This is a genomic window from Zavarzinia sp. CC-PAN008, assembly GCF_051903925.1.
Lineage (GTDB): Bacteria > Pseudomonadota > Alphaproteobacteria > Zavarziniales > Zavarziniaceae.
Window position 1 is genome coordinate 966,455 of the sequence record NZ_CP173678.1, and the last position, 26,350, is coordinate 992,804.

Consider the following 26,350-nt stretch of genomic DNA (forward strand, 5'->3'; position numbering starts at 1 on the left):
TCCGTAGCAATTCAAGCACCTGCTTATCCCCGCTCATCCCGGCGAAGGCCGGGATCTAGGGTCACGCAGGACGGCGCTTGTGGCTCTGGATCCCCGCCTTCGCGGGGATGAGCGGTGTGGAGTGGCGGAGCCGTCGGGTTCAGGCCAGGGTCCAGATCGGGTCCTTGATTGTTGCCAGGAAGGCGGCATGGGCCTCAAGCTCCTCAGGACTGGGAGCAAAGACGCGGGGCGGACGGATCGTGACGCTGGTCGCCACCGTCAGTTCGAGCAATTCCTCGGCCTCCAGGCCAAGCCCGACCTGGCGGCCGCCCAGCAGCTCCAGATAGACCAGCGCCGTCAGCTCCGCGTCCAGCAGCGCGCCATGCAGCGTGCGGTGCGTGCGGTCGATGCGGAAGCGGTCGCACAGGGCGTCCAGGCTGACCCGCTGACCGGGGAACTTCCGTTGCGCCAGTTTCAGCGTGTCGATCGCGCGGTCCATGGGCAGGGTGGGGCGGCCCAGGCGCCGCAGTTCCGCGTTCAGGAAGCCCATGTCGAACGCAGCATTCTGGATCACCAGCGGATCGTCGCCGACGAATGCCAGGAAATCCTCGACCTCGTCCGCGAAGCGCTTGTGGCCGCTCAGGAATTCGCGGGTCAGGCCGTGCACGGCCAGGGCGCCTGGCTCGCTGTCGCGCTCGGGGTCCAGATAGCGCTGGAAGACGCGGCCAGTGGGCAGGTGGTTGACCAGCTCGACACAGCCGATCTCGACGATCCGGTCGCCGTTCAACGGATCGCGCCCGGTCGTCTCGGTATCCAGGACGATCTCACGCACGGGCCGCAACCTCGTCCAGTTCCTGGTGCAGGGCAGCCACGATCGCCTCGACCTGGGCATGGGCGTCGTCCAGGCCGCGATGCGTCTCGACGACGAAATGGGCCCGCTCGCGCTTGTGGGCGTCCGGCGTCTGGCGGGCCAGGATCTCCACCAGCTTTTCCTCGGTCATGCCCGGGCGGGCCAGGACGCGCTCCTTCTGCAGATCGGCGGGCGCGCTGACCACCACGATGCGGTCGACGCGGCCTTCGCCCTTGGTCTCGAACAGCAGGGGAATGTCCAGGACGACCAGCTTGTGCCCCTCGGCCTTGGCCTTGTCCAGGAAGGCACGCTGGCTTTCGCCGACCAGGACATGGACGATCGCCTCCAGCTTCTTCCACTGCTCCGGCTGGCCGGCAATGGCACGGGACAGGGCAGCCCGGTCGACTGCATCGTCGACCACGACGCCGGGGAACGCCTCGCCCAGCGGGCCGACCGCCTTGCCTCCCTTGGCGTAGAGGGCATGGACCGCCGCGTCCGCGTCATAGACGGGCACGCCCAGCCTGGCGAACATCTTCGCCGTCTCGCTCTTGCCCATTCCGATGGAGCCGGTCAGGCCGATCTTCAGCATTTCGGTATGTCCCGTTCGACCAGGGCCCGCAGGTCCGGCGTCACCGTGACCTCCGTCCCGAACCACGCGGCAAAGCCGGGCCGTGCCTGATGCAGCAGCATGCCCAATCCGTCCACGACCCTGTGCCCGCGCGCCTGGGCCGCCGCCAGGAGCGGCGTCATGAGCGGTGTGTAGACGATGTCGGTGACCAGCGCCTGATGCGGCAGGGCGGCCAGGTCCAGGTCCAGCGCCGGCTGGCCCGCCATGCCCAGCGTCGTCGTGTTGACAAGCAGACCCGCCCCCTCCAGCGCCGCCGCCCGGTCCGCCCAGTCCACCACCCGGATCGCACCGCCCAGGCTCTCGGCCAGTGCCTCCGCCCGCGCCCGGCCGCGATTGGCCAGGACGACCTGCGGCGCGCCCGCGTCCAGCAAGGCAACGATCACCGCCCGCGCGGCGCCACCGGCGCCCAGCACGACCGCCGGCACCGCCAGGTCGGCGCCGGGCGCCCGCTCGCGCAGGTTCTCGATGAACCCGAAGGCATCCGTATTGGTCGCCCGGATGCGGCCATCCGCTGTCACGACCAGTGTATTGGCCGCCCCGATCCGCCGTGCGACGGCGTCCACCTCGTCGGCACAGGCCAGCGCCGCCTCCTTGTGCGGGACGGTGACATTCGCCCCGCGGAAGCCGAGCAGGGGCAAGGCCCGCATCGCCTGTTCGAAATCCTGGGGCTGCACCGCCAGCGGGAGGTAGGCGCCGTCGATCCCGTAGGTCGCAAGCCAGTGATTGTGGATGAAGGGGGAGCGCGAATGGCCCACCGGCCAGCCCATCACGCCGGCCAGGCGGGCCTTGCCCGAAATGCGCTGAGACGTCATGCCGGCAGGATAGCCCGCTCGCGCAGATAGGCCAGCAATGGCAGCAGCGGCATGCCCAGGATCGTGAACCAGTCGCCGTCGATCCGTTCGAACAGCTGGGCGCCCAGCCCCTCAACGCGATAGGCACCGACGCTGGCCAGCACCAGCTCGGACTCCTGCGTGATGTAGTGGTCCAGGAAAAGGTCGCTGAAGCGCCGCATGTGCAGGTCGGCATGCTGCACATGACGCCAGACCGGCACGCCACCCTGCGCCACGCACACGGCGGCGATCAGGCGGTGCGGCCGGCCGCGCAGCGCCTGCAACTGGGCCCGGGCATGGTCCAGGTCAGGCGGCTTGTCGAACAGGACGCCGTTGCATTCCAGGACCTGGTCGCTGCCGATGACGAAGGCGTCAGGCCGCCGCTCCGATATGCGGACCGCCTTCAGCTCCGCCAGCAGGGTTGCGATGTCGGTCGGACTGGCCTTCTCGGCCTGCAGGCTCTGCTTGATAGCCAGTTCGTCGATGCGGGCGGGCTCGATCGTGACGGCAACGCCCGCGGCGTGCAGCATCTGCGCCCTGGCCCGGCTGGCCGATGCCAGGATCACCTCGGGATGCGGGGCCGGCTGGTCGGCGCCCTCGCCCATCCGCGTCATGATGCGACCATCGGCGTGACCTTCGCTGCTGCGGGTGCCGCTTCTGCAATGCACGCTGTATGGTAAATTCGCGTGCGGTTGGCAAGCCGGGGGCCCGTGTCGGGGCATGTCGCGGCGCGGGGCAAACCTGAGGGGATCCGGATGGACCGGATCCAGTGTGGATGATGAGCATCGAGCAGCCCGGCAATGCCTACCCGTCGGCCCCCGCAACAGGCCAGGACAGTCCCGATCCCTTCGATCGGGCGCGCGACCACGTGGTCAACCTGCTGATCAACCATGTCCTGGCCGACAGCTATTTCGCGTTCCAGCGCAACCGCAAGCCCTATCCCTTCGTCACGCCGGAACGGCTCCTGCCGGGTTCGGGCCGGCCCGGCATCGAGCATCGCGAGCAGAACACGGCCTTCCTGATCCTGATCGACGGCAAGCTGCCGGACGCGCTGAACAAGCATTTCCGCCTGCGCAGCTCGAACATGGTGACGGCGGAGAACCTGAAGCGCATCGCCCCCTTTGTCCCCCTGTCGGGGTGGGATCCCAGCCATGGCGACCTGCTGCATGGCGATGCCGAGACGATGCTGAAGCGACTGCTGGCGGTCGACTATGCCCTGCTGGCGGAACGCGACGGCGGGCCGCTGACCCTGACCCACCTGCATGTGAAGGTGGAGCGCCTGACCGACAACGCGATCAAGGAACTGGCCCAGCGCCTGGGCTTCATCGATCGCCGCCTGTTCGAGCATGGCGAGGCATTCGTCGATGCGCTGGAGGAGAAGTACTACGAATACTACGGCTTTCCAGCGCACTCCTCGGGCCGCAAGAGTGCTGCTGCGATGGCCGCGCAACTGCTGGGCGGCGCCGGCCTGCGCTATGCCGTGATCGTGTCGAACCAGGACGATGCCCGCCTGACCGTGCTCGAGACGGGCGACCGGATCAGCCAGTACATGCTGCTGCGGCTGGACCGCGAGGAATCCGCGCGCCTGCGCGCCCTGGCCGAGGGGCGCGGCCTGGGCGACGGCAGCGCGTTCGTCGTGCTGAAGGAATCGAGCGGGCAGCCGCTGGTGATCTATCGCACCACGCTGCGCCATTCGCGCCACGCGCGCTGCGCCAACCGGGCCCGCGCCCTTCAGCAGCTGGCCGAGCCCTGGCTGGAGGTCGCGGAGGAACACCTGATCCCCGTTCCGGGCCGCATCCCCGCGATCACCACGGCCCTGCCGTTCAGCTACAACCTCTAGGGTCGTCGCGCGGACCGCTGACTTGCCGGCATCAGGCCAGCAAGGGCGGCGGCGGAGAGGCTTCGGTGCCGGTGCGGCGGTCGTGCAGGGAGAGGATGGCGGCGGCCGTCTCCTCGATCGAGCGGCGTGTCACGTCGATCACCGGCCAGCCACGGCGCAGGAACAGGCGCCGGGCGTCCGCCACCTCCCGCTTGACCGCCTCCAGGTCGACATAGTCGGTCTCGGTCTGCGCGTTCAGGGCCAGCAGCCGGTTGCGGCGGATCTGCACCAGGCGGTCCGGGCTGGTGGTCAGGCCGACCACCAGGGTACCGCCGGGCGCGATGGCGTCCAGGCCGGCGGGCAGCGGAACGCCCGGGACCAGCGCGACATTGGCCGCCTTGATCCCGCGATTGGCCAGATAGATGCAGGTCGGCGTCTTGGAGGTGCGCGAAATGCCGACCAGGACCACGTCGGCGGCCGACAGGTCATGCGTTGACTGGCCATCGTCATGGGCCATGGTGAAGTTCATCGCCTCGATCCGGCGGAAATAGCCGGCATCAAGCGCATGCTGCCGACCCGGCTGATTGCGCGCCTTGGCATCGAAGAACGAGCCCAGAGCGCCGATGATCGGGTCGAGCACGGGGATGCATGGCACGTTCAGGCGCAGGCACGTTTCGGTCAGCAGGTCGCGCAGCTCGTGGTTCACCAGGGTGAACATCACCGCACCGGGGGCCTGGGTGATGTCGGCCAGGATCCGTTCGAGCTGCTTGCGCGTACGCACCAGGGGATACAGCCGCTCCACGACCTCGACCCCTTCGAACTGGGAGACGGCAGCCTTGCTCATCGCGTTGAGCGTCTCGCCCGTCGCGTCGGAGATCAGATAGAGGTGGAAATGCCGCACGGTGACCTGACCATCAAGATCGAAGCCCGCCACGAATGGCGGGTATTGCGGGGATAACCACGCTCCCGATGCCTCGTCTTGCACCGGGTCGAAGGACGACACGCGATCCATACCGCATCTGCTCCCACGGTGGACAGGTTGCCGAACCCCCCGATACGCAGGGGATAACGCACATGGCCAGGCAGCCAATGTCACCAGTATGACGACTGTTCCCCGGACGCGCCGGTGACGGAATGCCGCGGTGCAACACGACCTGTCCCCAGACTTGTCCACGCCGTGCGCCGGGCCGTCGGATCATCCCCATTTCTGTCCCCCCCGCCTGTGGATTTTCGGGGATCACCGCTATCCACAGGCCCATTCAATACAACAAACTTCTTATTGAAAGATCATATGAAGAGAGGACCTGGGAATCATTCCCCTGACGCACCGCACAAGGGCTGGCAGGCGATACAGCCGCTTGCACAGCCGGCGGTGGACTGGCACACCAGACCAGCCCTTGCACAGAGATGGACGTTCCCGTGACCAAGCGCATGCTCGCCACGATCCGCGGCAACACGGACGGTCCGCCGCCCATCTGGCTGATGCGCCAGGCCGGACGCTACCTGCCCGAATACCGCGCCACGCGGGCCCAGGCCGGCGACTTCCTGTCCCTGTGCATGAACCCCGAACTGGCGACCGAGGTCACGCTGCAACCGATCCGGCGCTATGGCTTCGATGCGTCGATCCTGTTCGCCGACATCCTGCTGCTGCCCTGGGCAATGGGCCAGAAGCTGACCTATGCTGAGGGCGAAGGTCCCAGGCTTGAACCGATCCGCGACGCGGCCGGCCTGGTCCGCCTGGACGAGACGGGTGCCGTCGACCGGCTGGGCGCCGTCTACGAGACGGTGTCGCGGGTGCGTGCCGGCCTGCCACAGGAGGTGACCCTGATCGGCTTTGCGGGCGCGCCCTGGACCGTCGCCACCTACATGGTCGAGGGCAAGGGGTCCAACGACCAGGCAGCGGCCCGGCTGTGGGCCTGGCGGGACCCGGAGGGCTTTGGCCAGCTGATCGAGATCCTGGTGCGCAACACGGTCGAGTACCTGTCGCGCCAGATCCAGGCGGGGGCGGAGGTCGTCCAGCTGTTCGACACATGGGCCGGCAGCCTGCCCGAGCGGGAGTTCGAACGCTGGGTCACGGCGCCGATCGCCCGCATCCGCGCCGCCCTGAAGGCGCGCCATCCCGATGTGCCGCTGATTGCCTTTCCCAAGGGCGCCGGCGCGCGACTGGAGGGGTTCGCCGCGCGTACCGGAGCCGACGTGATCGGCCTGGATCACAACGTGCCGGGCAACTTGGCACGGCGCGTGGCCCAGGAGACCGTGGTGCAGGGCAACCTGGACCCGATCGTGCTGGTCGCCGGGGGCAAGGCGCTTGAGGAGGAGATCGACGCCGTCCTGGAAACGCTGGGCGACCGGCCGTTCGTCTTCAACCTGGGTCACGGCATCATCCCGCCGACGCCGCCGGAGAATGTGCGCCTGCTGGTCGACCGGGTGCGCGCCTGGCAGCGGCCGGCCCGCGCGGCGTAAGGTGTCCCTGCTGATCGACACGCTTGGGGCCGGGCGATGAGCCGCGTTGCCGTCGTCCTGTTCAATCTGGGCGGGCCGGACTCGCTGGATGCCGTCAGGCCGTTCCTGATGAACCTGTTCAGCGACCCGGCGATCATTCGCCTGCCGGGGCCGCTGCGCCGCCTTGTGGCGTGGCTGATCACCCGCCGGCGCACGCCGACCGCCCAGGGGATCTATGCCCAGATGGGTGGCCGCTCGCCCATCCTGCCCCTGACGGAGGCGCAGGCCAGCGCGCTGGAGCAGGCGCTGGGGGCGGAGGCGCGCGTCTTCATCGCCATGCGCTACTGGCATCCGCTGACAGCCCAGACGGCAAAGGCCGTGGCCGCCTTCAAGCCCGACCGGATCGTGCTGCTGCCGCTTTATCCGCAGTTCTCGACCACGACCACGGCCTCGTCCCTACGCGAATGGCAGCGCCATGCCGGCCACCTCAAGGCCGCCGTGCACACCGTGTGCTGCTATCCTGACCAGCCCGACTTTGTTGCGGCCCATGTCGCGACGATCCGCGGCGCCCTGGCCGATCCGGCGCTGGCGGGCAGCGCCGTGCCTCCGCGCCTCCTGTTCTCTGCCCATGGCCTGCCAGAGAAGGTGGTGAAGGATGGCGATCCCTATCAATGGCAGGTCGAGCGTTCGGCTGCCGCCATCGTGGCGGGCCTGGGCGTGGCTGACCTGGACTGGCGCATCAGCTACCAGAGCCGCGTCGGCCCGCTGAAGTGGATCGGACCCTCGACCGAGCATGAGATCGAGGTGGCGGGGCAGGAGGGCAGGCCCCTGGTCGTCGTACCCATTGCCTTCGTCTCCGAGCATTCCGAAACGCTGGTAGAGCTGGACATCGAGTACCGCGACCTGGCCGAGGAAAAGGGCGTGCCGGCCTATGTCCGGGTGCCGGCGCTGGGTGTCGCCGGTGCCTTTGTCGACGGCCTGGCTGCCATGGTCCGTGCCGCCTGCGGGCGCAGCGGCACCTGTCCGGCCGGCGGCCAGCGCATCTGCCCCATGGAATTCACCGGCTGCCCGGCCCAGGCCGCGGCCGCAGCGCCTGTCGGAAGGGCCTGAGAATGGATGCCTATGTCTGGATCAAGGCGGTCCACGTCATCGCCGTGATCGCCTGGATGGCCGGCGTGCTGTATCTGCCGCGCCTGTATGTCTACCACTCCGACACGCGGCCTGGTTCGCCGGAGTCCGAGATGTTGAAGGTGATGGAGCGCCGCCTGCTGCGCGCCATCGTGACACCTGCGATGATCGTCGTCTGGCTCCTGGGGATCGCGCTGATCCTGTGGGATCCGACGATCATGAGCCAGGGCTGGCTGCATGCGAAGCTGCTGCTGGTGCTGATCCTGTCGGGCATGACAGGCGCGATGAGCGCCTGGCGCAAGAGCTTCGAGCGTGATGAGCGCAAGCGCCAGGCAAAGTTCTATCGCGTGATGAACGAGGTTCCGACCCTGCTGATGATCGGCATCGTCATCCTGGTCATCGTCAAGCCGTTCTGAGCTGCTGATCGATTTCCCAGGAAGCCACCTCATCCGAGGTGCGAGCGGAGCGAGCCTCGAAGGATGGGCCACCAGCGCTGGCGGCCCATCCTTCGAGACGGCCTTTGGCCTCCTCAGGATGAGGTGGCTAAGCCGGAAAGCGGCAAAAGCTTGCCCCTACGGCAGGATGGCGAGGTCGCGCAGGGCCGTCGCCCCCTCCGGCAGGGCACCCAGGGCGGTTGCCTTGCCGGTCGTCAGGTCGACCGTGTACAGGGCTGCCCCGGCTGCCAGGACCGCTGTGTTGGCCAGCTCCGACGTGGCATGGATGTCGAAGGCCAACGTCTCCGCGCTCTCGATCTCCAGCTTGCCGATCTCCTTCAGCGTGCCGTCGTTCGGCTTGGTCTGCTGCACCAGGGCAAGCAGGCCCTTGTCGATGTCGAACATCGCCGTCTTCTCGGGCTTGCCATGGGAGTTGGTATAGGCCGCGGCGGCAATGGCGGGCGTCGCGCCGTGATTGGCGTCGCCGTCTTCGAAGGCCAGCTTGCCGTCGGTTGTCACCTGCCCGTCATCCACATTGGCACGCAGGTTGGTCCCGTCGGTGCCCATCAGGCGCAGGCGGTCGGCCATGGGGTTGAAGTCGACGATTGCGGCAACGCCATCCGGCAACATGGTCGACAGCTTGCTCTTGTCGGAGGCGGCACCGCTCTCAAGGTCGATGGTGACGACGCGGCCATCGGCGCTGACGCCGTAGAGCAGGCCGTCGGCCGGCCGGACGTCGATGCCATGCAGCTTGTCCACGCCGGTTACCTCGACCGTGCGGGTCACGGTGCGGGCGTCGGTGTCGAACAGGACAAGGGTCTTGTCCCCCGTCAGGCCAACTGCAGGCATGGCGAGTGCGGCCGAAGTACCGGCGGCCAGCGCCAGGGCGGTGAGGCTGGTCGAGTGAACAATACGCATCATCACGGAATCTCCTGTTGGCCTGTTGGTGCCGGCGTGGGGGCGGGGGCGCTTCCACAAGGCAAGGGCACCGCGGGCACAGGGACATACGCGGCACACGGCGGCCTTCGTCCCTGCGGCCGTGCAGGTGGTGACACCGGTCACAGGGTTGCTATTCCATTGACAAGGCGGGGGCCCATGCGCCACACATGCACCGTCGGTGCCGCCGCTCGGCCGCTCCGATCCCACCAACCAGACCATCACCCCGTTCGCGACCAGCAGGCCCAGGTGCCTGAGACGCCCGGCTCCCGGCAGGATCGAGGATCGATTCCGGGACCATTTCCGGGCCGCAGTTCGGTGGAATGGCCCTGTATCCCGACCACGCGTTCGCGCGTATTTCGGACCTTTCCATGAATCTTCAAGAACTCAAGGGCAAGTCTCCAACCGATCTCCTGGCCTATGCCGAGGAGCTGGAGGTTGAGAACGCATCGTCCATGCGCAAGCAGGACATGATGTTCGCCATCCTCAAGCAGCTCGCGGAAAAGGACGTCGAGATTTCGGGTGATGGCGTGCTCGAAATCCTGATGGACGGCTTTGGCTTCCTGCGCTCGCCGCAGGCCAACTACCTGCCAGGACCGGACGACATCTATGTCAGCCCCAGCCAGATCCGTCGTTTCGGTCTGCGCACGGGCGACACGGTCGAGGGGCAGATCCGCGCCCCAAAGGAAGGCGAGCGCTATTTCGCCCTGCTAAAGGTCAACTCGATCAACTTCGAGGAGCCGGAGGCCAGCCGCCACAAGGTGCATTTCGACAACCTGACGCCGCTCTATCCGGACGAGCGGCTCCGGCTCGAGGCGGAGGATCCGACCACCAAGGATCGCAGCGCCCGGGTCATCGATCTGATCTCGCCCCTGGGCAAGGGGCAGCGCGCCCTGATCGTGGCGCCGCCGCGCACGGGCAAGACCGTGCTGCTGCAGAACATCGCCCATGCGATCACCGCCAATCACCCGGAAGTCTACCTGATCGTGCTGCTGATCGATGAGCGGCCCGAGGAAGTGACCGACATGTCCCGCTCGGTGAAGGGGGAGGTCGTCAGCTCCACCTTCGACGAAATGGCGGTGCGGCACGTCCAGGTGGCCGAGATGGTGATCGAGAAGGCCAAGCGCCTGGTCGAGCACAAGCGGGATGTCGTCATCCTGCTCGACTCGATCACCCGCCTGGCCCGCGCCTACAACACTGTGGTGCCCTCGTCCGGCAAGGTGCTGACCGGCGGCGTCGACGCCAACGCCCTGCAGCGGCCCAAGCGCTTCTTCGGTGCGGCCCGCAATATCGAGGAGGGCGGCTCGCTCACCATCATCGCGACGGCCCTGATCGACACCGGCAGCCGCATGGACGAGGTGATCTTCGAGGAGTTCAAGGGCACCGGTAACTCCGAAATCATCCTGGACCGCAAGATCGCGGACAAGCGGACCTTCCCGGCGATCGACATCACCAAGTCCGGCACCCGCAAGGAAGAGCTGCTGGTCGACAAGGGCACGCTCAGCAAGATGTGGGTCCTGCGCCGCATCCTGATGCCCATGGGCACGGTCGACGCGATGGAGTTCCTGCTCGACAAGCTGCGCCATACCAAGACCAACACCGACTTCTTCGAGTCGATGAACAGCTAGGCACGACGCGGTTCAGGTTGGGAAATCATTTGCCCCTCCCTGAACCCCGATGTGCCCCGGTTGATCAGGGGCATCCATGAACCAGCCGTTCCAAAAGGCTGACGGTCGGTTCATGGGTCCCCCGCATGAAGCGGGAGATGGCGGGGAGCGAGGGCGTAAGCAGCCGGCACCCGGACCATCCTGCAACCCGGCAGCTTGTCTCTTGTCTGCAACCGGAAACCGCGCCTTAACCACCGTGGCGTGACGCTGTCCCCTGACAATCGGGGCGGACGATGACGGGGAAAATGACGCGGCGTGGCGTGCTGGGCTTGCTGGGCGGTGCTGCCCTGTGTCCGATCTGCGCGACCGGGACGCGGGCGGAGGAGGCGCTGCACTGGACCTATGACGGGTCCGCGGGGCCCGATCATTGGGGCGCGCTGTCGGAAACCTATGCAACCTGCGGCGTCGGCCAGTTCCAGACGCCGATCGATCTGAGCCATGCCCAGGCCGGCCGGATCGACGCCTGGACCGTCGACTATCGCGCCGGCCCGGCCAAGGTGCTGAACAACGGCCATACGATCCAGGTGGCTTGCGCGCCGGGCAGTGCCATCACCCTGGCTGGCCAGCGCTTCGAACTGCTGCAGTTCCACTTTCATCACCCCAGCGAACATCGCATCGACGGTCAGGGCTTCGACCTGGAGTGCCACTTGGTGCACAAGGCTCCCTCGGGTGCGCTGGCCGTCCTGGGCGTGTTCATGACCCCGGGCAGGGCCCTGCCGGCGCTGGAGCCACTCTGGTCCGTGATGCCGGACACGGCGGGCGTCGAGAGGGCGGCGGCGGGTACCATTGATCCCGCGGGCCTGGTGCCGCAGGGCCGGGGCGTCTTCCGTTATGAAGGCTCGTTGACGACGCCACCCTGTTCCGAAGGTCTGGTCTGGACCGTGTTCCGCGATCCGGTCGAGGTGTCGGCCGAGCAGATCGCCGCCTTTGCCACGCTCTTTCCCATGAACGCGCGACCGATCCAGCCGCTGAACGGCCGCACGCTGGTCAGCGCCGACTAGGAGCGCTTGCTGCGCTGGCGCAGCCCTCGCAGAAGATGATGTGCCCTGGGGGAAGGGGCGGATTCGGAGAGCATCATGAGCCTTGCGCAGTCGACGCAGGACCGGCACTGGCGCGCCCGCCTGGCGACCTTCGTGGAAAGCCGTCCCGTCCAGCGGTTCATCACGACACTGATCATCATCAATGCCGCGATCCTGGGCCTGGAAACGGCCCCGTCGATCGAGGCAGCCTATGGCGGCCTGCTCCGCGCCGTCGATGGCATCATCCTGGCGATCTTCGTGGTCGAGGTCGCGGCGCGCATCCTGGCCCATGGCTGGGCCTTCTTCCGCGATCCCTGGAGCCTGTTCGACTTCGTGGTGGTGGGCATCGCCCTGGTGCCCGCGACGGGAGCGCTGGGCGTCCTGCGGGCGCTGCGCGTTCTGCGCGTTCTGCGCCTGCTGACCATGATGCCGCGCATGCGCCGGGTGGTTGGCAGCCTGCTTGGCGCTATTCCGGGCCTTGGCTCCATCATCGCGGTGACGGGCATCATTTTCTATGTCAGTGCGGTGATGGCGACGCGACTGTTCGGCCAGTCGTTCCCGGAACTCTTCGGCACGCTGGGCGCCAGTGCATTCACCCTGTTCCAGATCATGACGCTCGAGAACTGGGCCGAGATCGTCCGCAATGCGATGGAGGTCTATCCCTATGCGTGGATCTTCTTCCTCAGCTACATCCTGATTGCGACGTTCACGATGCTGAACCTGTTCGTTGCCGTGATCGTCGGTGCGATGCAGGCGGAACACGAGGCCGACCAGAGGGAGCAGAAGGCAGCCGAGGCGCAGGAGCAGGAGGACCGCGACGAGCGCCTGCTGCGGGAGATCCTGGCCCTGCGCCAGGAGGTGGCGGCGTTGCGCGCGGCAACGGGTCCGGCGGGCCAGCCGGCGGGTTGAGCGGCCTGCGCCGGCTTCCTTCCAGACGGCCTGTGGCTTCCTCGAGACGCCGGCCCTCAGGCCGGCATCTCGAAGCATCGCGTCACGGCACCAGGATCGTCGAACCCGTGGTCTGGCGCCCCTCCAGGGCCTGGTGGGCGGCGACCGCGTCGGCCAGGGCGAAGCGCTGGCGGACCGGGACCTCCACGATGCCACGCTTCAGCACGTCGAACAGATCGGCCGCGCGGGCCTGCAGCTCCGCCGTGTCGGCCACGTAGTGGAACAGGCCGGGCCGCGTGAAGAACAGCGAACCCTTGTCCCCCAGGATCGACGGCGCGAATGGCGCCACGGGCCCCGAGGCATTGCCGAAGCTGACGAAATAGCCCCGGGGGCTGAGGCTGTTCAGGCTGCCCTCGAACGTATCCTTGCCCACCGCGTCATAGACGACGGGCACACCCTTGCCGCCGGTCAGGTCCTTGACCCGGGCGGCCACGTCTTCCTCGCGGTAGAGGATGATCTCGGACGCGCCATGCGCCCGAGCCAGCTCGCCCTTGTCCTTGGATCCCACCGTGCCGATCAGCCGGACGCCCAGGTGCCGCGCCCATTGGCACGCGATCAGGCCGACGCCGCCTGCCGCGGCGTGGAACAGGATCGTCTCCCCCCGTTTCACCGGATAGGTGGAGAACAGGAGGTAGTGCACGGTCAGGCCCTGCAGCATCGCCGCTGCCGCCGTCTCGTCGCTGATGCCCTCCGGGATCTTCAGCAGGCGGTCGGCCTGGAAAAGGCGGATGTCGCTGTAGCCGCCGGGCATGCCCCCGCAATAGGCGACGCGGTCGCCGACGGCGAGTTCCGTGACACCATCGCCCACCGCCTCCACCACGCCGGCGCCCTCGACGCCGATGCCGGAGGGCAGGGGCAGCTTGTAGAGGCCGGAGCGGTGATAGGTGTCGATGTAGTTGACGCCGATCGCGGTGTGCTTCAGGCGCACCTGTCCCGGTCCGGGGGCCGGGACGTCCACCTCCTCAAGGCGCATGACCTCGGGCCCGCCAACCTGGGTGAAGCGGACGGCCCGGCTCCGGACGGGGGCGGCCATCAGCCCAGGTGCCGCTTGAAGAAGGCTTCCGTCAGGTCGTTCGCCGCCTCGGCCGAGCCCTGGTGATAGTGCTGCCCGCCTTCACGCGCGAAGGCATGGTCCTGACCGGCGAAGGTCAGCATCGTGATCGTCGGGTGACCCGCGACCGCGCCGGCGATCGCGGCCTGCGCCTCGCCATCGATGAAGCCGTCCTTCTCGGCAAAGAAAAGCAGGTCGGGCACCTTTACCTTGGCCACCTCGTCCAGCTTGGTGTGGATGCCGCCGCCATAATAGCTGACGGCAGCGTTCACATCGGTGCGAGCGGCGGTCAGGAAGGACAGCAGCCCACCCAGGCAATAGCCGACCGAGCCGACCTTGCCCGACGCACCCGGCAGGGTGCGGGCCACGTCAACGGTGGCGGCGATATCCTCGATCCCCTTGTCCACGTTGAAGCCCTGATAGAGTTCGAAGGCGCGCTTCCACTCCGCCTCGGACTGGTCGGTCAGCTGAATGCCCGGCTGCTGGCGCCAGAACAGGTCGGGCGCCACGGCGATGAAGCCCTTTGCCGCCAGACGGTCGCACACGCCGCGGATCTGGGCGTTGATGCCGAAGATTTCCTGGATCACGACCAGGGCCGGCCCCTTGCCCGATGCCGGGTTCGACACATAGGCCGAGAAGCTGCCGCTGCCGTCCTTTGCCTTGACCTGGATTTCCGTGCCGCTCATCGCGTGGCCCTTCCGCTTGTGTCCGGATTGATGCGGCGGGCACTCTAGCGCCCCCGCCATTGCCTTGTCATGACCGCCCGGCCTTCCAGGACGGATGTGCAGGATGGCGCCGGTCTCAGCTGGCGCGCAGGACGATCCCCTCCAGCGCCAGCAGCCGGCGCTTGAGCGATTCCGCCCCGCCATAGCCGCCGATACGGCCACCGGCGGCGATGACCCGGTGGCAGGGCACGACCAGCGCCAGGTGGTTCAGGGCGCAGGCGGTTCCGACCGCCCGGGCCCCGCTGCCCAGGTGGCGGGCGACGTCGCCATAGGACCAGGCCTGGCCATAGGGGATCGCGCGGATCGCCTCCCAGCAGCGGCGCTGGAAGTCCGTGCCGCCCGTCTCTACCGCCAGATCCTGGAAGCCGACACGCGCGCCCGTCAGGTAGGCGACGACGCGCTCCTCCAGCATGCGCAGGAGGGGCGTGTCATCCCGCCCGTCCGGCGCATCTGCCAGGTCGCCGGTCCAGGCAAGCTGGGTCAGGCGGCCCTGGCGCTCCTCGGCGAGCATGGGGCCGAACGGCGTATCGAAGTTTCGTAATGCCATGCGTTACACCCTGGCTCCGTACGCCGCCTTTGCGCCGTGTGGCCCCCGCCGACATTGCATGTGGGCCATCGGATCCCTAGGTTCATGGGGTTGAACCTGTCCGGCAAGCCCTGCCGCCGTGTTCCCCCTTGGCCGCAGCCGCCTTCAGGAGCCCAGGTGATGAAGATCTCGATCGACATCGACGTGACGCCCAAGGAGGCGCGCGAATTTCTGGGCCTGCCCGATGTCGAAGCGGTGCAGCAGCGCCTGATGGCGGATGCCGAGGAACGCCTGCGCAGCTACATGAAGGCGATGGAGCCGGAGGCAGTCATCAAGACCTGGCTTCCGGCCGGCATCCAGGGCTTTGACACGCTCCAGAAGGCGTTCTGGGCCGCGGCCGACCGCATGTCGAAGCCGTCGTCCGACCGCAGCTGACACGACCTAGCCCAAAGGACCCCTCGTTGAGCGCAGACCTGACGGAGCGGGATCCCCCGCTCTATTTCCGCCTCCATGTCTTCTGCTGCACCAATGAACGGGCCGAGGGGCATCCCCGTGGCTCGTGCAAGCGGCGGGGGTCAGAGGCCTTGCGCGACTACATGAAGAAGCGGGCCAAGCAGGAAGGGCTGGAGGGCATCCGCATCAATGCGTCCGGGTGCCTGGACCGCTGCGAACTGGGGCCCACCATGGTCATCTATCCCGAGGGGATCTGGTACAGCTTCCACTCCGAGGCGGATGTCGAGGAGATCATCGCCCGCCACCTGAAGAAGGGTGAGCGGGTGGAGCGCCTGCTCCTGCCCCCGGATACCGCCGCCGGCTGAACTGCCGGGTCAGACGCGATGAACGATACGATCTTTGCCCTGGCCACGGCGCCGGGGCGGTCCGGCATCGCGGTGATCCGCGTGTCGGGCCCCCAGGCGCTGGAGATCGCGCATCGCCTGGGGGGAGCACGCCCGCTGCCACGCCACGCCAGCCTGCGGCCGCTGCGCGACCCTGTGACGGGGGAGGTGATCGACCGCGGCCTTGTCCTGGCGTTTCCCGGGCCGGCCAGTTTCACGGGCGAGGACGTGGTCGAGTTTCACGTCCATGGTGGCCGTGCCATAACCCACGCCCTGGCCGAGATCCTGTCTGCCTTGGGGCTTCGTCCAGCCGAGCGGGGTGAGTTCACGCGCCGCGCGGTTCTGGCCGGGCGGATGGATTTGGTGGAGGCCGAGGGCCTCGCTGACCTGGTAGAGGCCGAAACACTGGCCCAGCGCAGGCAGGCCCTGCGTCAGATGGATGGGGCCCTGGGTGCTCTTTACGACGACTGGCGCCGCCGCCTGGTGATGGCGCGGGCCCGGGTCGAGGCGCTGATCGATTTCGCCGACGAAGGCATCGACGACGCCGAACTGGTCCCTGTCTGGGCCGATGTCGCCGACCTGCGCCAGCAGCTCGCCGTGCATCTTGCGGATGGCCGCCGGGGGGAGCGGGTGCGGGAAGGCTTCCGCGTCGCCCTGGTGGGGGCGCCCAATGCCGGCAAGTCCAGCCTGTTGAACTGGTTTGCGGGGCGCGACGCGGCCATCGTGTCCAGCGTGCCCGGCACCACACGCGACCTGGTGGAGGTCGTGCTGGACCTTGGCGGCTATCGCGTCGTCCTGGTCGACACCGCAGGTCTGCGCGAGACGACGGACCCGGTCGAGCGGGAAGGGGTCCGCCGCGCGGAGGCGGCCGTGAGCCAGGCCGATCTGGTCCTGCACCTGGTCGACGGACGGGAGCCCGAACCGGCGGAGCCGCGCGGCCTCGTGGTGCGGACCAAGGCCGACCTTCTGCCGCAGCCCGACGGCGCCATATCCGTCGTCTCTGGCCAGGGCCTGGACGCGCTGCGCGACCTGGTTGCGACGGGCGCGGCGGAGGGGGCCGATGCGGCTGGTGCCCCGGTCATCACGCGGCTTCGTCATCGCCAGGCCTGTGCGGACGCGCTGGCCGCCCTTGACCGCGCGACGGGCGAGGACGCGCTGGAACTCAAGGCGGAGGGCCTGCGGAGTGCTGCGCATGCCATCGGCCGCATCACCGGCGCGGTCGATCTGGAGGAGGTCCTGGACGTGATCTTTCGGGAGTTCTGCATCGGCAAATAGGTCCGGGAGGGATGTTTCACGTGAAACATCGGACCCCATCCTGTACGGTCCCGGCCATGCAGAGCACCCAGTCCTGTGACGTCATCGTCGTCGGTGGCGGCCATGCCGGCTGCGAGGCCGCGGCCGCAGCGGCGCGCATGGGCGCGCGTACCCTTCTCCTGACCCATCGCCTTGATACGGTGGGTGAGATGTCCTGCAATCCCGCCATTGGCGGCCTGGGCAAGGGCCACCTGGTGCGGGAGATCGATGCCCTGGACGGCATCATGGGCCGGGTTGCCGATGCCGCCGGCATCCAGTTCCGCCTGCTCAACCGGTCCAAGGGCGCGGCGGTCCAGGGTCCCCGGGCCCAGGCGGACCGGGCCTTGTATCGGCGGGCGATGCAGAAAGTCCTGGCCGATCAGCTGGGGTTGCAGGTTCGGGCAGGCTCGGTCGAGGATGTGCTGACGGATGCCTCGGGCGTCTGCGGGGTCGTGCTTGCGGGTGGGGAGGTGGTGACCGCGGGAGCCGTCATCATCACCACGGGCACGTTCCTCCGGGGATTGATCCATTGCGGGACGGACCAGACGCCGGGCGGTCGAGTGGGGGAGGCGCCCTCCATGGGATTGTCGGGCGCGCTGTCACGGCTGGGCTTTCCTCTGGGGCGGTTGAAGACCGGCACCCCGCCGCGCCTGGATGGCCGCACCATCGATACCGCGTCGCTCCAGGAACAGCCGGGCGACGACGCGCCCGTGCCATTCTCGTTCCTGACACAGCGGATCACCAATCCACAGGTCGCCTGCTGGATCACGGAGACGACGCCGGCCAGTCATCGCCTGATCCTGGACAACCTGGATCGGGCACCGCTCTATTCCGGACAGATCGAGGGCACTGGTCCCCGCTATTGTCCGTCCATCGAGGACAAGGTGGTTCGGTTCGGGCAGCGCGATCGGCACCAGATCTTCCTGGAGCCGGAGGGGTTGGACGACCCCACGATCTATCCCAACGGCATCTCCACCTCCCTGCCTCAGGACGTACAGCTTGCGCTGCTCAAGACGATCCCGGGGTTGGAGCGGTGCGTGATGCTGCGTCCTGGCTATGCCATCGAATATGACTTCGTCGACCCACGCGCATTGCGCCCCAGTCTGGAGACGAAACATGTGCCGGGCCTGTTCCTGGCCGGTCAGATCAACGGAACCACGGGCTATGAGGAGGCAGCGGCGCAGGGCCTGATGGCGGGTGTGAATGCCGCCCTTCGGGCCGGCGGGGGCGGGACGATGTTCACCCTGGGCCGAGCGGATGCCTATATCGGGGTGATGATCGACGACTTGGTGACCCAGGGCACGCGCGAGCCCTATCGCATGTTCACTTCCCGTGCCGAGTACCGCCTTCACCTGCGTATGGACAACGCCGACCAACGCCTGACCGACAGGGGCGTGGCCCTGGGCTGCGTGGGTGCGGAGCGAGCCGCGTCCTGGGGGGAGAAGGCCGCGGCCCTGGAGCAGGCGCGGTTCCTCTGCGCGTCACTGAGCCTGACGCCGACCGAGGCCCGGCGCCACGGGATCGGGGTGAACCTGGATGGGCAGCGGCGCAGTGCATCGGGCTTGCTGGCGCTGCCCGATGTCGACTGGCACCGCGTGGCGACCATCTGGCCGGAACTGGCAGGGGTGCGCGCGGATGTGGCGGAGCAGATGGTGACGGACGCCCGCTACGCCGGGTACCTCGACCGTCAGACGGCGGAGATAGCGGCCTTCCGCCGGGACGAGGCGCTGTCGCTGCCGCGTGGCCTCGACTACGCCCTGATCGCCAGCCTGTCGACGGAGCTGCGGGAGAAACTGGCCCAGGCCCAGCCCGAAAGCCTGGGCCAGGCGGCGCGGATACCCGGCATGACGCCAGCCGGCCTGACCGCGCTGCTGGCCCATGTCAGGAAGTCCAATAGCCAGGTCGACCTTGTCGCACGGGTGACGGGCTGAGATGGCATCCTTTGGGAGGGATCAGGTTGCCGCCCTGCTGGGCCAGGATGTTTCACGTGAAACAGTGGAGCGGCTGGGCATCCACGTCGCTCTCCTGCACAAGTGGCAGAAGGCGATCAACCTGGTTGCCCCGAGTACACTGGCCCAGGCATGGACCCGCCACGTCCAGGATTCGGCCCAGCTCGCCCATCTGGCGCAAGGCGACGTGTGGCTCGACCTGGGGAGCGGGGCCGGCTTCCCCGGGCTGGTCCTGGCGATTCTGGGCGCTGGACGGGAGCATCACCTGGTCGAAAGCGATGCCCGGAAATGCGTCTTCCTTCAGGAAGTCGCCCGCGAGACGGGGACCCAGGTGCACGTCCACCGCAGCCGGGTGGAGGCACTTGCCGCCTTCCCGGCGGACGTCGTGACCGCCCGGGCGCTGGCGCCATTGCCGCAACTGATCCAATATTCTGTGCCCTTCCTGCATCCCGGCACCATCATGTTGTTCTCCAAGGGTGCGGAGGCCAGCCGGGAATTGACCCAGGCCCAGGCGGCATGGACACTGGACGCCGACCTGGTGCCCAGCATCACCGACCCGGAAGCAGCGATCGTGCGGATCAAGGGGGCAGTTCATGTCTGAGCCGGTCACATCCCACGACAGCCTGGGCCAGCCCGGAAATGACCCAAGCGAGCGGGCTGAACAGGGCTGCCCCGCGCGCATCATTGCGGTCGCCAACCAGAAGGGCGGCGTGGGCAAGACGACCACGGCGATCAACCTGGCGACGGCTTTGGCGGCCGTCGGACGGCAGGCCCTGGTCATCGACCTGGACCCGCAGGGCAATGCCAGCACCTCGCTGGGCGTGGAACGGGCACGGCGCGAAGTGACGTCCTATGACGTGCTGATGGGCACCACGCGCCTTGAGCACGCGACCATCCATCTTCGCCGGACGGTGCCCGGCCTCAGCCTGATTCCCGCCGACCGCGACCTGTCGGGGGCGGAGTTGGAACTGGTGGATGCACCCCGCCGCGCCCATCGGCTGCGCGATGCCCTGCGCCCTGCGGATTCGCTGGGGCCCATGTACCAGTACGACTACATCCTGATCGATTGCCCGCCGGCCCTGAACCTGTTGACCGTCAATGCCATGGTCGCCGCCCATGCCGTCCTGGTACCGCTGCAGTGCGAGTTCCTGGCCATGGAGGGTTTGACGGAGCTGCTCTCGACGTTGGAGCGCATCCGCACCAGCCTCAACCCCAGTCTGCAGGTCCAGGGCGTGGTCCTGACCATGTTCGATGCACGTAACAACCTGTCGGATTCGGTTGCGGCCGATGTCCGGCGCCATCTGGGACCCAAGGTGTACGAGACCGTGATTCCCCGCAATGTTCGCCTGTCCGAGGCACCGAGCTTTGGCAAGCCGGCCATCCTCTATGACCACCGTTCCACCGGTGCGCAGGCCTATATCCGACTGGCGGGCGAGTTGCTGCGGCGCGATGCGCGGCAGGCGGCGTGACCATGGCTGAGCCGAAAGCCGACAATCCGCGCCGACGCAGCCTTGGTCGCGGCCTTGACTTCCTTTTGGCGGAGGTGGGGCAGGCCGGATCGTCCGACCCTGGCCAGGCCCAGGTCCGGGAAGTGCCCATCGAGCTGGTGAAGCCGAACCCAACCCAGCCGCGCCGCCGGTTTGACGAAGCGCCGCTGGAGGATCTGGTTCAGTCGATCCGCGAGCGTGGCCTGCTCCAGCCAATCCTGGTCCGCCCCATCCGGGCGGAGGGTGCCGGCCAGATGTACGAGATCGTGGCTGGCGAACGTCGTTGGCGCGCGGCGCAACGGGTGCCCCTGCATACGGTGCCCGTGATCGTGAAGGCGCTCACCGACGCGGAGACGCTGGAAGCGGCGCTGATCGAGAATGTCCAGCGCGAGAACCTGAACCCGATTGAGGAAGCCGCGGGGTATCAGCGCCTGATCGAGGCGTTCGGCCATTCGCAGGAGGTTCTGGCCAAGCTGATCGGCAAGAGCCGCGCTCATATCGCGAACACGCTGCGCCTGATGGCCCTGCCGCTGCCGGTCCGCAGCATGGTGGAGGATGGCCGCCTGACCGCCGGTCACGGCCGCGCTTTGCTGGCCGTCGCGGATCCGGAGCGTCTGGCGGCCCGCATCGTGGCCGAGAACCTGAGCGTGCGCGCGGTCGAACAGATGGCTGTTTCACGTGAAACAGGACCAAAACGCAGTGCTCGCTCCGCAGCGACAGGGAGCGGGGAAAGAGACGCCGATACGGCGGCGATCGAAGGTGACCTCAGCGCCGCGGTTGGATTGCAGGTCGCAATCAACCACAAGCCGGGCGGCGCGGGCCATGTCGCGATCACCTATGCCAGCCTGGACGAGCTTGACCTGATCTGCCGCATTCTGGGCCGCGGCCGGCCAGAGGACTAGGCCTCGGCAGACCGGCGTGCTGGCGGTTCAGCTTCGCCGGGTCAGATACGCATCGACCAGTTCGCGCAACCGCGCCCGGCCAAAGCTGGGATCGTGCCCAGCGTGCACGATCTCCACCGGAAGCTCGCGCAGGCGCCGCATCGTCCGGACATAGGCCGGAATGTCGGCGCCCTCGATCTCATCCAGCAGCGGCCCATCATAGAGGGCATCGCCTGAGAACAAGGTGCCTGTCGCCTTGTCCCACAGGCCGATCGATCCCGGGGAATGGCCCGGCAGGTGCAGCACCTCGAACGCGCGATTGCCCAGGTCGATAACGTCACCCTCCTCGACGACGCGTGTGACGGGTGCCGCCTGGACGCAATAGCTGCAAGGCTCGTAGTGCGCATGGGGCAGGGCAGTGATCAGGTCGCCATCGAACGGATAGCCCCATGCGGCATAGCGGGCGACCCGCTCCGGTCCCAGGACACTGGCGAGCAGCGTGCCGCGATCGCTGGGTGCCCGCAGCTCCCCGGCCTCGAGCGCGTGGACGATCGTCTCCGGGAACTCGAAATGGCCGCCGGTATGGTCGTTGTGGGTGTGGGTCGCGACCGCCACCGGGCTGCGGCCGGTGATCGGCTTCAGCGCATCGTGCAGGCTGGCAATGCCCATCCCGGTGTCGATCACCAGGTCCCGGTCGCGGCCCCGCACGTGCCAGATGTTGCAGCGCATCAGGGGAACGACATGCGGCTCCCACAACAGGGTCAGGTCGTCACCCAGGCGGCGGCTCTCGAACCAGCGATCGGCTATCGGCAGCATGGTCTCAGTCTAGCCCAGGCGTCGTGGGCCGTGCACCGCATTCCCGCTCCAGCCGGTCCAGGTGCTGGCGGATGTGGGCGGCCTCGGCCGGAGTGCGGGCCAGGGCGATGGCCCGATCGAACGCCTGGCGTGCCTCCACCACGTTGCCAAGCTGCATGTGATATCCGCCAGACACGCCATGATAGTAGAAATAGCCTGACAGCCGCTCCTCCAGCGGCGCGATCAGGGCCAGAGCCGCGGCCGGCCCCCTGACCTTTGCGACCGCCACCGAGCGGTTCAGCGTGACCACGGGTGAAGGCTGCATGTGTTCCAGCGCGGCGTAGAGCAGGTCGATCTGGTTCCAGTCGGTGTCCGCGGCGCATGCCGCGCGTGCATGCAGCGCCGCGATCGCGGACTGGACCTGATAGGGGCCGGGTCGGCCGTGGCGCAACGCCTTGTCGATCAGGGCCAGGCCCTCACGGATCATGCGCGTGTTCCAGCGTCCGCGATCCTGCGCCTCCAGCAGGATCACGTCGCCGGTCGCATCGAAACGCGCCGCGCTGCGCGCATGCTGCAGAAGCATCAGCGCGAGGAGCGCCATCATCTCCGGTTCCGTCGGGAACAGGCGCAGCAGCAGCCGGGCCAAGCGGATTGCCTCGTCGCACAGGGACAGGCGTTCGCCCGCAGCGGAATAGCCTTCGTTGAAGACCAGGTAGACCATGGCCATCACGATGCCCAGCCGCTCGGCCCGCTCCACCGGCCCTGGCGCCTCGAACGGCACGCCGGCCCTGGCCACACGCGCCTTGGCCCGGGTGATGCGTTGCTCCATTGCCGCTTCGCCAACCAGGAAGGCCCGGGCAATCTGTCCCACCGTCAGGCCGGACACGATGCGCAGGGCGAGGGCGATCTGCTGCGTCGCCGGCAGGTCGGGATGGCAGCACACGAACAGCAGGCGCAGCACGTCGTCGCGATAGTCGCCTTCGTCCAGGCGGCGCGCGGCGGCGTCCTCCGTATCCTCAAGGTCCGAGATCTGGTCCTCGGGCGGCAGGGCCTGGGTCCGGCTCCCGCGGCGCACGGCGTCGATGCCGCTGTTGCGACCCACCATGATCAGCCAGGCGGTGGGATCGCGGGGCGGGCCATTGCGGGCCCACGACTTCAGCGCCCGCAGGCAGGCCTCCTGGTAGGCTTCCTCCGCCGTGTCCAGGTCGCGGAAATAGCGCAGCAGGGCGCCAACCGCCTTGGGCCGGGCGGCGGTCAGGGCCGCCTGGGTCCAGCTTGGATCGCCCCATGCCCCGCTGCCCAGGTCGCCCATGGCCTTGTCCTTCCCCGTCAGGTGGCGGAGGCGGGGAGGTCAGTCGATGGCCGGTACAGCATCAGCGGCCGCAACTCATAGGAGCCATGGCCGGGATTGGCGTCGGCCAGCTCCCGTGCCGCCTCAAGCGCCTGGTCCAGGTTGTCGCAGTCGACAATGTAGAAGCCCAGCAGCTGCTCCTTCGTCTCGGCAAAGGGGCCATCGACGACGATATTCTCCTTCCCCTTGTGCAGCGTCGTCGCCGCGGTCGTGGGCAGCAGGCGGGCAACCGGGCCAAGGCGGCCGGTCCGCGCCAGGCGGTCCTGCACCTCGCCCAGGCGGGCCATGACGGTGGCTTCCTCGTCCGGCGACCAGGCGCCGACGATGTCCTCCTGGTTGTAGCAAAGAATGGCATAAAGCATGAGAAGGCTTCCCCTTTACGATGGCCGGCACGGGGCAAGCCCGGCCGTCCCGCTTCAAGGACGCGGCGCAGCCCCGCCAGCCGACAGGCAGTCGCCAGGATCATGCCGGTCAAGGGGGCAAAGGTTCCAGCCCACATCGCCCAGTCCTGGGCTCTGTCCTGGCTGCATCGGCCTGCCGTGCATATCTCTGGCGGCGTTTGTGCGTGTGGACTTTGGGACAGGCTTTCCCCCATATCTTCGCCATGCAGGCGATCCCCTTCCTGAAGATGCATGGTGCTGGCAACGACTTCGTTGTGTTCGACGCGCGCCAGGCGCTGATCACGATGACGCCGGCCGTGGCGCGCAAGATCGCCGACCGTCGGTTCGGCGTCGGCTGCGACCAGCTGATCGTGCTGGAGCCCAGCCGGGAGGCCGATGCCTTCATGCGCATCTACAATCCCGACGGCAGCGAAAGCGGCGCGTGCGGCAATGCTGCCCGCTGCGTCGGCGCCCTGCTGATCGCCGGGCTGGGGCGCAACGACTGCCGGATCGAGACGCTGTTCGGCGTGTTGACGGCGCAGTCCGCAGCCGATGGGCTGGTAACGGTCGACATGGGCGTGCCCCAACTGGACTGGCAGCAGATCCCCCTGGCGCACGCGACCGACACCCTGCATGTCGATTTCAGCCCGGCGCCGGGCCTGTCCGATCCCGTCTGCGTCAGCATGGGCAACCCGCACGCCGTGTTCTTCGTGGCCGATGCCGACGCGATCGACGTGCCCGCGCTGGGACCGGCGATCGAGCACGATCCCCTGTTTCCGCAGCGGGCCAACATTTCCTTCGCCAGCCTGAACGAGGATGGCTCGATCCGCCTGCGGGTATGGGAGCGCGGCGCCGGGATGACCCAGGCCTGCGGCTCGGCAGCCTGTGCGACCGTCGTCGCGGCCTCGCGCCGGGGCCTGGTCGATCGCTCGGCAAAGCTGGTCATGGATGGCGGCACGCTGAGCGTCACCTGGGCGCCCGATGGCCATGCCATGCTGACCGGGCCGGTGGCAGTCGCATTCACCGGCTTTGCTCCGCCCGACCTGTTGGCGGCCTGAGCGCGCGCGACCCGGGTTCGCCATGACCGAGGTGATCACCTTTGGCTGCCGCCTCAACGCGGCGGAGTCCGAGCTGATGCGCGGCCATGCCCAGGCGGCGGGCCTGGACGATGCCATCATCGTCAATACCTGCGCCGTCACGTCGGAGGCGGAACGCCAGGCACGCCAGACGATCCGCCGCCTGCGCCGCGAGCGGCCGGATGCGTGCATCATCGTCACTGGCTGCGCCGCCCAGATCGCGCCCGACACCTATGCCGGCATGCCCGAGGTCGACCATGTGGTGGGCCAGGTGGAGAAGCTGGCGCCGCAGACATTCCAGGCGTTGGCCGGCGATGGTGCGCCCGCGCGCCTGCTCGCCCCGTTCGGGGAGGTGGAGGAGACGGCCGGCCACCTGATCGCCGGCTTCGGAGGCCGGGCGCGGGCCTTTGTCCCGGTGCAGAACGGCTGCGACCATGCCTGTACCTTCTGCACGATCCCGGCCGGGCGCGGGCCCTCGCGCAGCCAGCCCATGGGCTTCATCACCGATCAGGTGCGCAGGCTGGTGGAGGCCGGGCACCGGGAAGTGGTCCTGACCGGCGTCGACCTGACGGCCTATGGCGAGGACCTGCCGGGCAAGCCGACGCTGGGCGCCCTGGTGCGCCGCCTGTTGAAGGCGGTGCCCGAACTGCCGCGCCTGCGCATCTCGTCCATCGACACGGCGGAGGTCGACGCCGACCTGCGCCGCGCCCTGGCGGAGGAAGAGCGGCTGATGCCGCACCTGCACCTCAGCCTGCAGGCGGGGGACGACCTGATCCTGAAGCGGATGAAGCGCCGCCACAGCCGCGCGGACTCGGTGGCCCTGTGTGCCGACCTGCGCCGCCTGCGGCCCGACCTGGTGCTGGGGGCCGACCTCATCGCCGGCTTTCCGACCGAAACGGAGGCCGCCTTTGCCAATACCCTGGCCCTGGTCGAGGATTGCGGCCTGACCTGGCTGCATGTCTTTCCGTTCTCGCCCCGGCCCGGTACCCCTGCGGCGCGCATGCCGCAGGTGCCCGCCAGCATCGCGCGGGAACGCGCGCGCCAGTTGCGGGCGCGCGGTGCCGCCGCGGTCCAGGCCTTCCTGGAGCGGGAAGTGGGGCGCGAGCGGACCGCCCTGGTCGAGGAAAATGGCCAGTGTCGAACCGAACACTTCGCCCCCTTGCGCCTGGACCAGGCGGCCCTTCCCGGTGCGCTGGTGCGCGTGCGCGTTACGGGCGTGGCCGGCGGCGCGGGCGGATCGGGTGTTGAACCGGCCAGCCTGGTTGGCCACATCGTGACAGCAGGAGGCCCGGCACCCAGCCCGGGCCCCTAAGCCGCAGG

Annotated in this window: 28 protein-coding genes; 16 read left to right on the forward strand and 12 right to left on the reverse strand. The window is 68.1% G+C overall.

The features are described 5' to 3' along the window. Positions 1–139 precede the first annotated feature (139 nt). From dnaQ to ACI6GS_RS04750, 4 genes are read right to left on the reverse strand one after another with little or no spacing between them, the layout of a single operon-like run. A complete protein-coding gene (gene dnaQ / locus ACI6GS_RS04735; protein ID WP_439816630.1) occupies positions 140–811 on the reverse strand; it encodes a DNA polymerase III subunit epsilon in 672 nt (223 codons plus the stop codon). Next, the gene (gene coaE, locus ACI6GS_RS04740; protein WP_439816631.1) at positions 804–1,418 is read right to left on the reverse strand and encodes a dephospho-CoA kinase; all 615 of its coding nucleotides are present in this window, start codon (positions 1,416–1,418) and stop codon (positions 804–806) included. The genes dnaQ and coaE overlap by 8 nt, the downstream gene beginning before the upstream one ends. Then, a complete protein-coding gene (locus ACI6GS_RS04745) occupies positions 1,412–2,269 on the reverse strand; it encodes a shikimate dehydrogenase (RefSeq protein ID WP_439816632.1) in 858 nt (285 codons plus the stop codon). Before ACI6GS_RS04745 ends, coaE begins: the two co-directional genes overlap by 7 nt. Next, complete coding sequence (locus ACI6GS_RS04750; protein WP_439816633.1) at positions 2,266–2,901, reverse strand: Maf family protein; 636 nt, start codon at positions 2,899–2,901, stop codon at positions 2,266–2,268. The genes ACI6GS_RS04745 and ACI6GS_RS04750 overlap by 4 nt, the downstream gene beginning before the upstream one ends. 161 nt (positions 2,902–3,062) lie before the next feature. On the opposite strand from ACI6GS_RS04750, the gene ACI6GS_RS04755 reads away from it, so the two are divergent. Beyond that, the gene (locus ACI6GS_RS04755) at positions 3,063–4,127 is read left to right on the forward strand and encodes a hypothetical protein (RefSeq protein WP_439816634.1); all 1,065 of its coding nucleotides are present in this window, start codon (positions 3,063–3,065) and stop codon (positions 4,125–4,127) included. 31 nt (positions 4,128–4,158) lie between these two features. On the opposite strand, the gene ACI6GS_RS04760 is transcribed toward ACI6GS_RS04755, so the two are convergent. Further along, a complete protein-coding gene (locus tag ACI6GS_RS04760) occupies positions 4,159–5,040 on the reverse strand; it encodes a pyruvate, water dikinase regulatory protein (protein WP_439816635.1) in 882 nt (293 codons plus the stop codon). A gap of 473 nt (positions 5,041–5,513) precedes the next feature. Here ACI6GS_RS04760 and hemE point away from each other — a divergent pair, with 473 nt between their 5' ends. Genes hemE through hemJ form a run of 3 tightly spaced genes read left to right on the forward strand, consistent with a single transcriptional unit; the run spans position 5,514 to position 8,092 of the window. Next, positions 5,514–6,569, forward strand: a complete 1,056-nt coding sequence (gene hemE / locus ACI6GS_RS04765; RefSeq protein ID WP_439816636.1) for a uroporphyrinogen decarboxylase — start codon at positions 5,514–5,516, stop codon at positions 6,567–6,569. A gap of 36 nt (positions 6,570–6,605) precedes the next feature. Continuing rightward, a complete protein-coding gene (hemH, locus tag ACI6GS_RS04770) occupies positions 6,606–7,658 on the forward strand; it encodes a ferrochelatase (RefSeq protein WP_439816637.1) in 1,053 nt (350 codons plus the stop codon). Between the two features lie 2 nt (positions 7,659–7,660). After that, positions 7,661–8,092, forward strand: a complete 432-nt coding sequence (gene hemJ / locus ACI6GS_RS04775; protein ID WP_439816638.1) for a protoporphyrinogen oxidase HemJ — start codon at positions 7,661–7,663, stop codon at positions 8,090–8,092. Positions 8,093–8,248: 156 nt separating this feature from the next. On the opposite strand, the gene ACI6GS_RS04780 is transcribed toward hemJ, so the two are convergent. Continuing rightward, positions 8,249–9,031: a DUF4394 domain-containing protein gene (locus ACI6GS_RS04780; RefSeq protein WP_439816639.1), complete on the reverse strand. Its 783-nt coding sequence runs from the start codon at positions 9,029–9,031 to the stop codon at positions 8,249–8,251. A 386-nt stretch (positions 9,032–9,417) separates the two neighbouring features. On the opposite strand from ACI6GS_RS04780, the gene rho reads away from it, so the two are divergent. From rho to ACI6GS_RS04795, 3 genes are all read left to right on the forward strand, one after another. Continuing rightward, entirely contained in the window at positions 9,418–10,674 is a 1,257-nt protein-coding gene (gene rho / locus ACI6GS_RS04785) for a transcription termination factor Rho (protein WP_439816640.1), read from the forward strand. Between the two features lie 284 nt (positions 10,675–10,958). Beyond that, positions 10,959–11,714 carry a carbonic anhydrase gene (locus ACI6GS_RS04790; protein ID WP_439816641.1) on the forward strand — a complete coding sequence of 252 codons (756 nt, stop codon included), beginning with the start codon at positions 10,959–10,961 and terminating at the stop codon, positions 11,712–11,714. A 75-nt stretch (positions 11,715–11,789) separates the two neighbouring features. Continuing rightward, positions 11,790–12,641: an ion transporter gene (locus ACI6GS_RS04795; RefSeq protein WP_439816642.1), complete on the forward strand. Its 852-nt coding sequence runs from the start codon at positions 11,790–11,792 to the stop codon at positions 12,639–12,641. A gap of 82 nt (positions 12,642–12,723) precedes the next feature. Here ACI6GS_RS04795 and ACI6GS_RS04800 read toward each other — a convergent pair whose 3' ends face one another. The 3 genes from ACI6GS_RS04800 to ACI6GS_RS04810 all read right to left on the reverse strand — a co-directional run bounded on the left by ACI6GS_RS04800 (position 12,724) and on the right by ACI6GS_RS04810 (position 15,003). Continuing rightward, the gene (locus tag ACI6GS_RS04800; protein WP_439816643.1) at positions 12,724–13,713 is read right to left on the reverse strand and encodes a quinone oxidoreductase family protein; all 990 of its coding nucleotides are present in this window, start codon (positions 13,711–13,713) and stop codon (positions 12,724–12,726) included. Next, positions 13,713–14,417 (reverse strand): dienelactone hydrolase family protein, encoded by a 705-nt coding sequence (locus ACI6GS_RS04805; RefSeq protein ID WP_439816644.1) that lies wholly within the window; start codon positions 14,415–14,417, stop codon positions 13,713–13,715. Before ACI6GS_RS04805 ends, ACI6GS_RS04800 begins: the two co-directional genes overlap by 1 nt. Positions 14,418–14,532: 115 nt before the next feature. Next, on the reverse strand, positions 14,533–15,003 hold the full coding sequence (locus ACI6GS_RS04810) for a methylated-DNA--[protein]-cysteine S-methyltransferase (protein WP_439816645.1): 471 nt from the start codon (positions 15,001–15,003) through the stop codon (positions 14,533–14,535). 159 nt (positions 15,004–15,162) lie between these two features. Here ACI6GS_RS04810 and ACI6GS_RS04815 point away from each other — a divergent pair, with 159 nt between their 5' ends. From ACI6GS_RS04815 to ACI6GS_RS04845, 7 genes are read left to right on the forward strand one after another with little or no spacing between them, the layout of a single operon-like run. Next, positions 15,163–15,417: a DUF6489 family protein gene (locus ACI6GS_RS04815; protein WP_439816646.1), complete on the forward strand. Its 255-nt coding sequence runs from the start codon at positions 15,163–15,165 to the stop codon at positions 15,415–15,417. Positions 15,418–15,443: 26 nt separating this feature from the next. Next, positions 15,444–15,800 (forward strand): (2Fe-2S) ferredoxin domain-containing protein, encoded by a 357-nt coding sequence (locus ACI6GS_RS04820; protein ID WP_439816647.1) that lies wholly within the window; start codon positions 15,444–15,446, stop codon positions 15,798–15,800. An 18-nt stretch (positions 15,801–15,818) separates the two neighbouring features. Beyond that, entirely contained in the window at positions 15,819–17,093 is a 1,275-nt protein-coding gene (mnmE, locus tag ACI6GS_RS04825) for a tRNA uridine-5-carboxymethylaminomethyl(34) synthesis GTPase MnmE (protein WP_439816648.1), read from the forward strand. A 56-nt stretch (positions 17,094–17,149) separates the two neighbouring features. Then, entirely contained in the window at positions 17,150–19,042 is a 1,893-nt protein-coding gene (gene mnmG / locus ACI6GS_RS04830) for a tRNA uridine-5-carboxymethylaminomethyl(34) synthesis enzyme MnmG (protein ID WP_439816649.1), read from the forward strand. A 1-nt stretch (position 19,043) separates the two neighbouring features. Continuing rightward, positions 19,044–19,661 carry a 16S rRNA (guanine(527)-N(7))-methyltransferase RsmG gene (rsmG, locus tag ACI6GS_RS04835; protein WP_439816650.1) on the forward strand — a complete coding sequence of 206 codons (618 nt, stop codon included), beginning with the start codon at positions 19,044–19,046 and terminating at the stop codon, positions 19,659–19,661. Next, on the forward strand, positions 19,654–20,529 hold the full coding sequence (locus tag ACI6GS_RS04840) for a ParA family protein (RefSeq protein ID WP_439816651.1): 876 nt from the start codon (positions 19,654–19,656) through the stop codon (positions 20,527–20,529). The genes rsmG and ACI6GS_RS04840 overlap by 8 nt, the downstream gene beginning before the upstream one ends. Before the next feature lie 2 nt (positions 20,530–20,531). Next, on the forward strand, positions 20,532–21,449 hold the full coding sequence (locus ACI6GS_RS04845) for a ParB/RepB/Spo0J family partition protein (RefSeq protein ID WP_439816652.1): 918 nt from the start codon (positions 20,532–20,534) through the stop codon (positions 21,447–21,449). Positions 21,450–21,476: 27 nt separating this feature from the next. Here ACI6GS_RS04845 and ACI6GS_RS04850 read toward each other — a convergent pair whose 3' ends face one another. The 3 genes from ACI6GS_RS04850 to ACI6GS_RS04860 are packed head-to-tail and all read right to left on the reverse strand — an operon-like array spanning position 21,477 to position 23,936. Continuing rightward, positions 21,477–22,244: an MBL fold metallo-hydrolase gene (locus ACI6GS_RS04850; protein WP_439816653.1), complete on the reverse strand. Its 768-nt coding sequence runs from the start codon at positions 22,242–22,244 to the stop codon at positions 21,477–21,479. Positions 22,245–22,248: 4 nt separating this feature from the next. Then, entirely contained in the window at positions 22,249–23,535 is a 1,287-nt protein-coding gene (locus tag ACI6GS_RS04855) for an RNA polymerase sigma factor (protein WP_439816654.1), read from the reverse strand. A gap of 17 nt (positions 23,536–23,552) precedes the next feature. Next, positions 23,553–23,936, reverse strand: a complete 384-nt coding sequence (locus ACI6GS_RS04860; protein WP_439816655.1) for a YciI family protein — start codon at positions 23,934–23,936, stop codon at positions 23,553–23,555. Between the two features lie 242 nt (positions 23,937–24,178). Here ACI6GS_RS04860 and dapF point away from each other — a divergent pair, with 242 nt between their 5' ends. Together dapF and mtaB are read left to right on the forward strand one after the other, a co-directional pair. After that, positions 24,179–25,012, forward strand: a complete 834-nt coding sequence (gene dapF, locus ACI6GS_RS04865) for a diaminopimelate epimerase (RefSeq protein WP_439816656.1) — start codon at positions 24,179–24,181, stop codon at positions 25,010–25,012. 22 nt (positions 25,013–25,034) lie between these two features. Next, positions 25,035–26,342 (forward strand): tRNA (N(6)-L-threonylcarbamoyladenosine(37)-C(2))-methylthiotransferase MtaB, encoded by a 1,308-nt coding sequence (gene mtaB / locus ACI6GS_RS04870; protein ID WP_439816657.1) that lies wholly within the window; start codon positions 25,035–25,037, stop codon positions 26,340–26,342. The last annotated feature ends 8 nt before the right edge of the window (positions 26,343–26,350 follow it).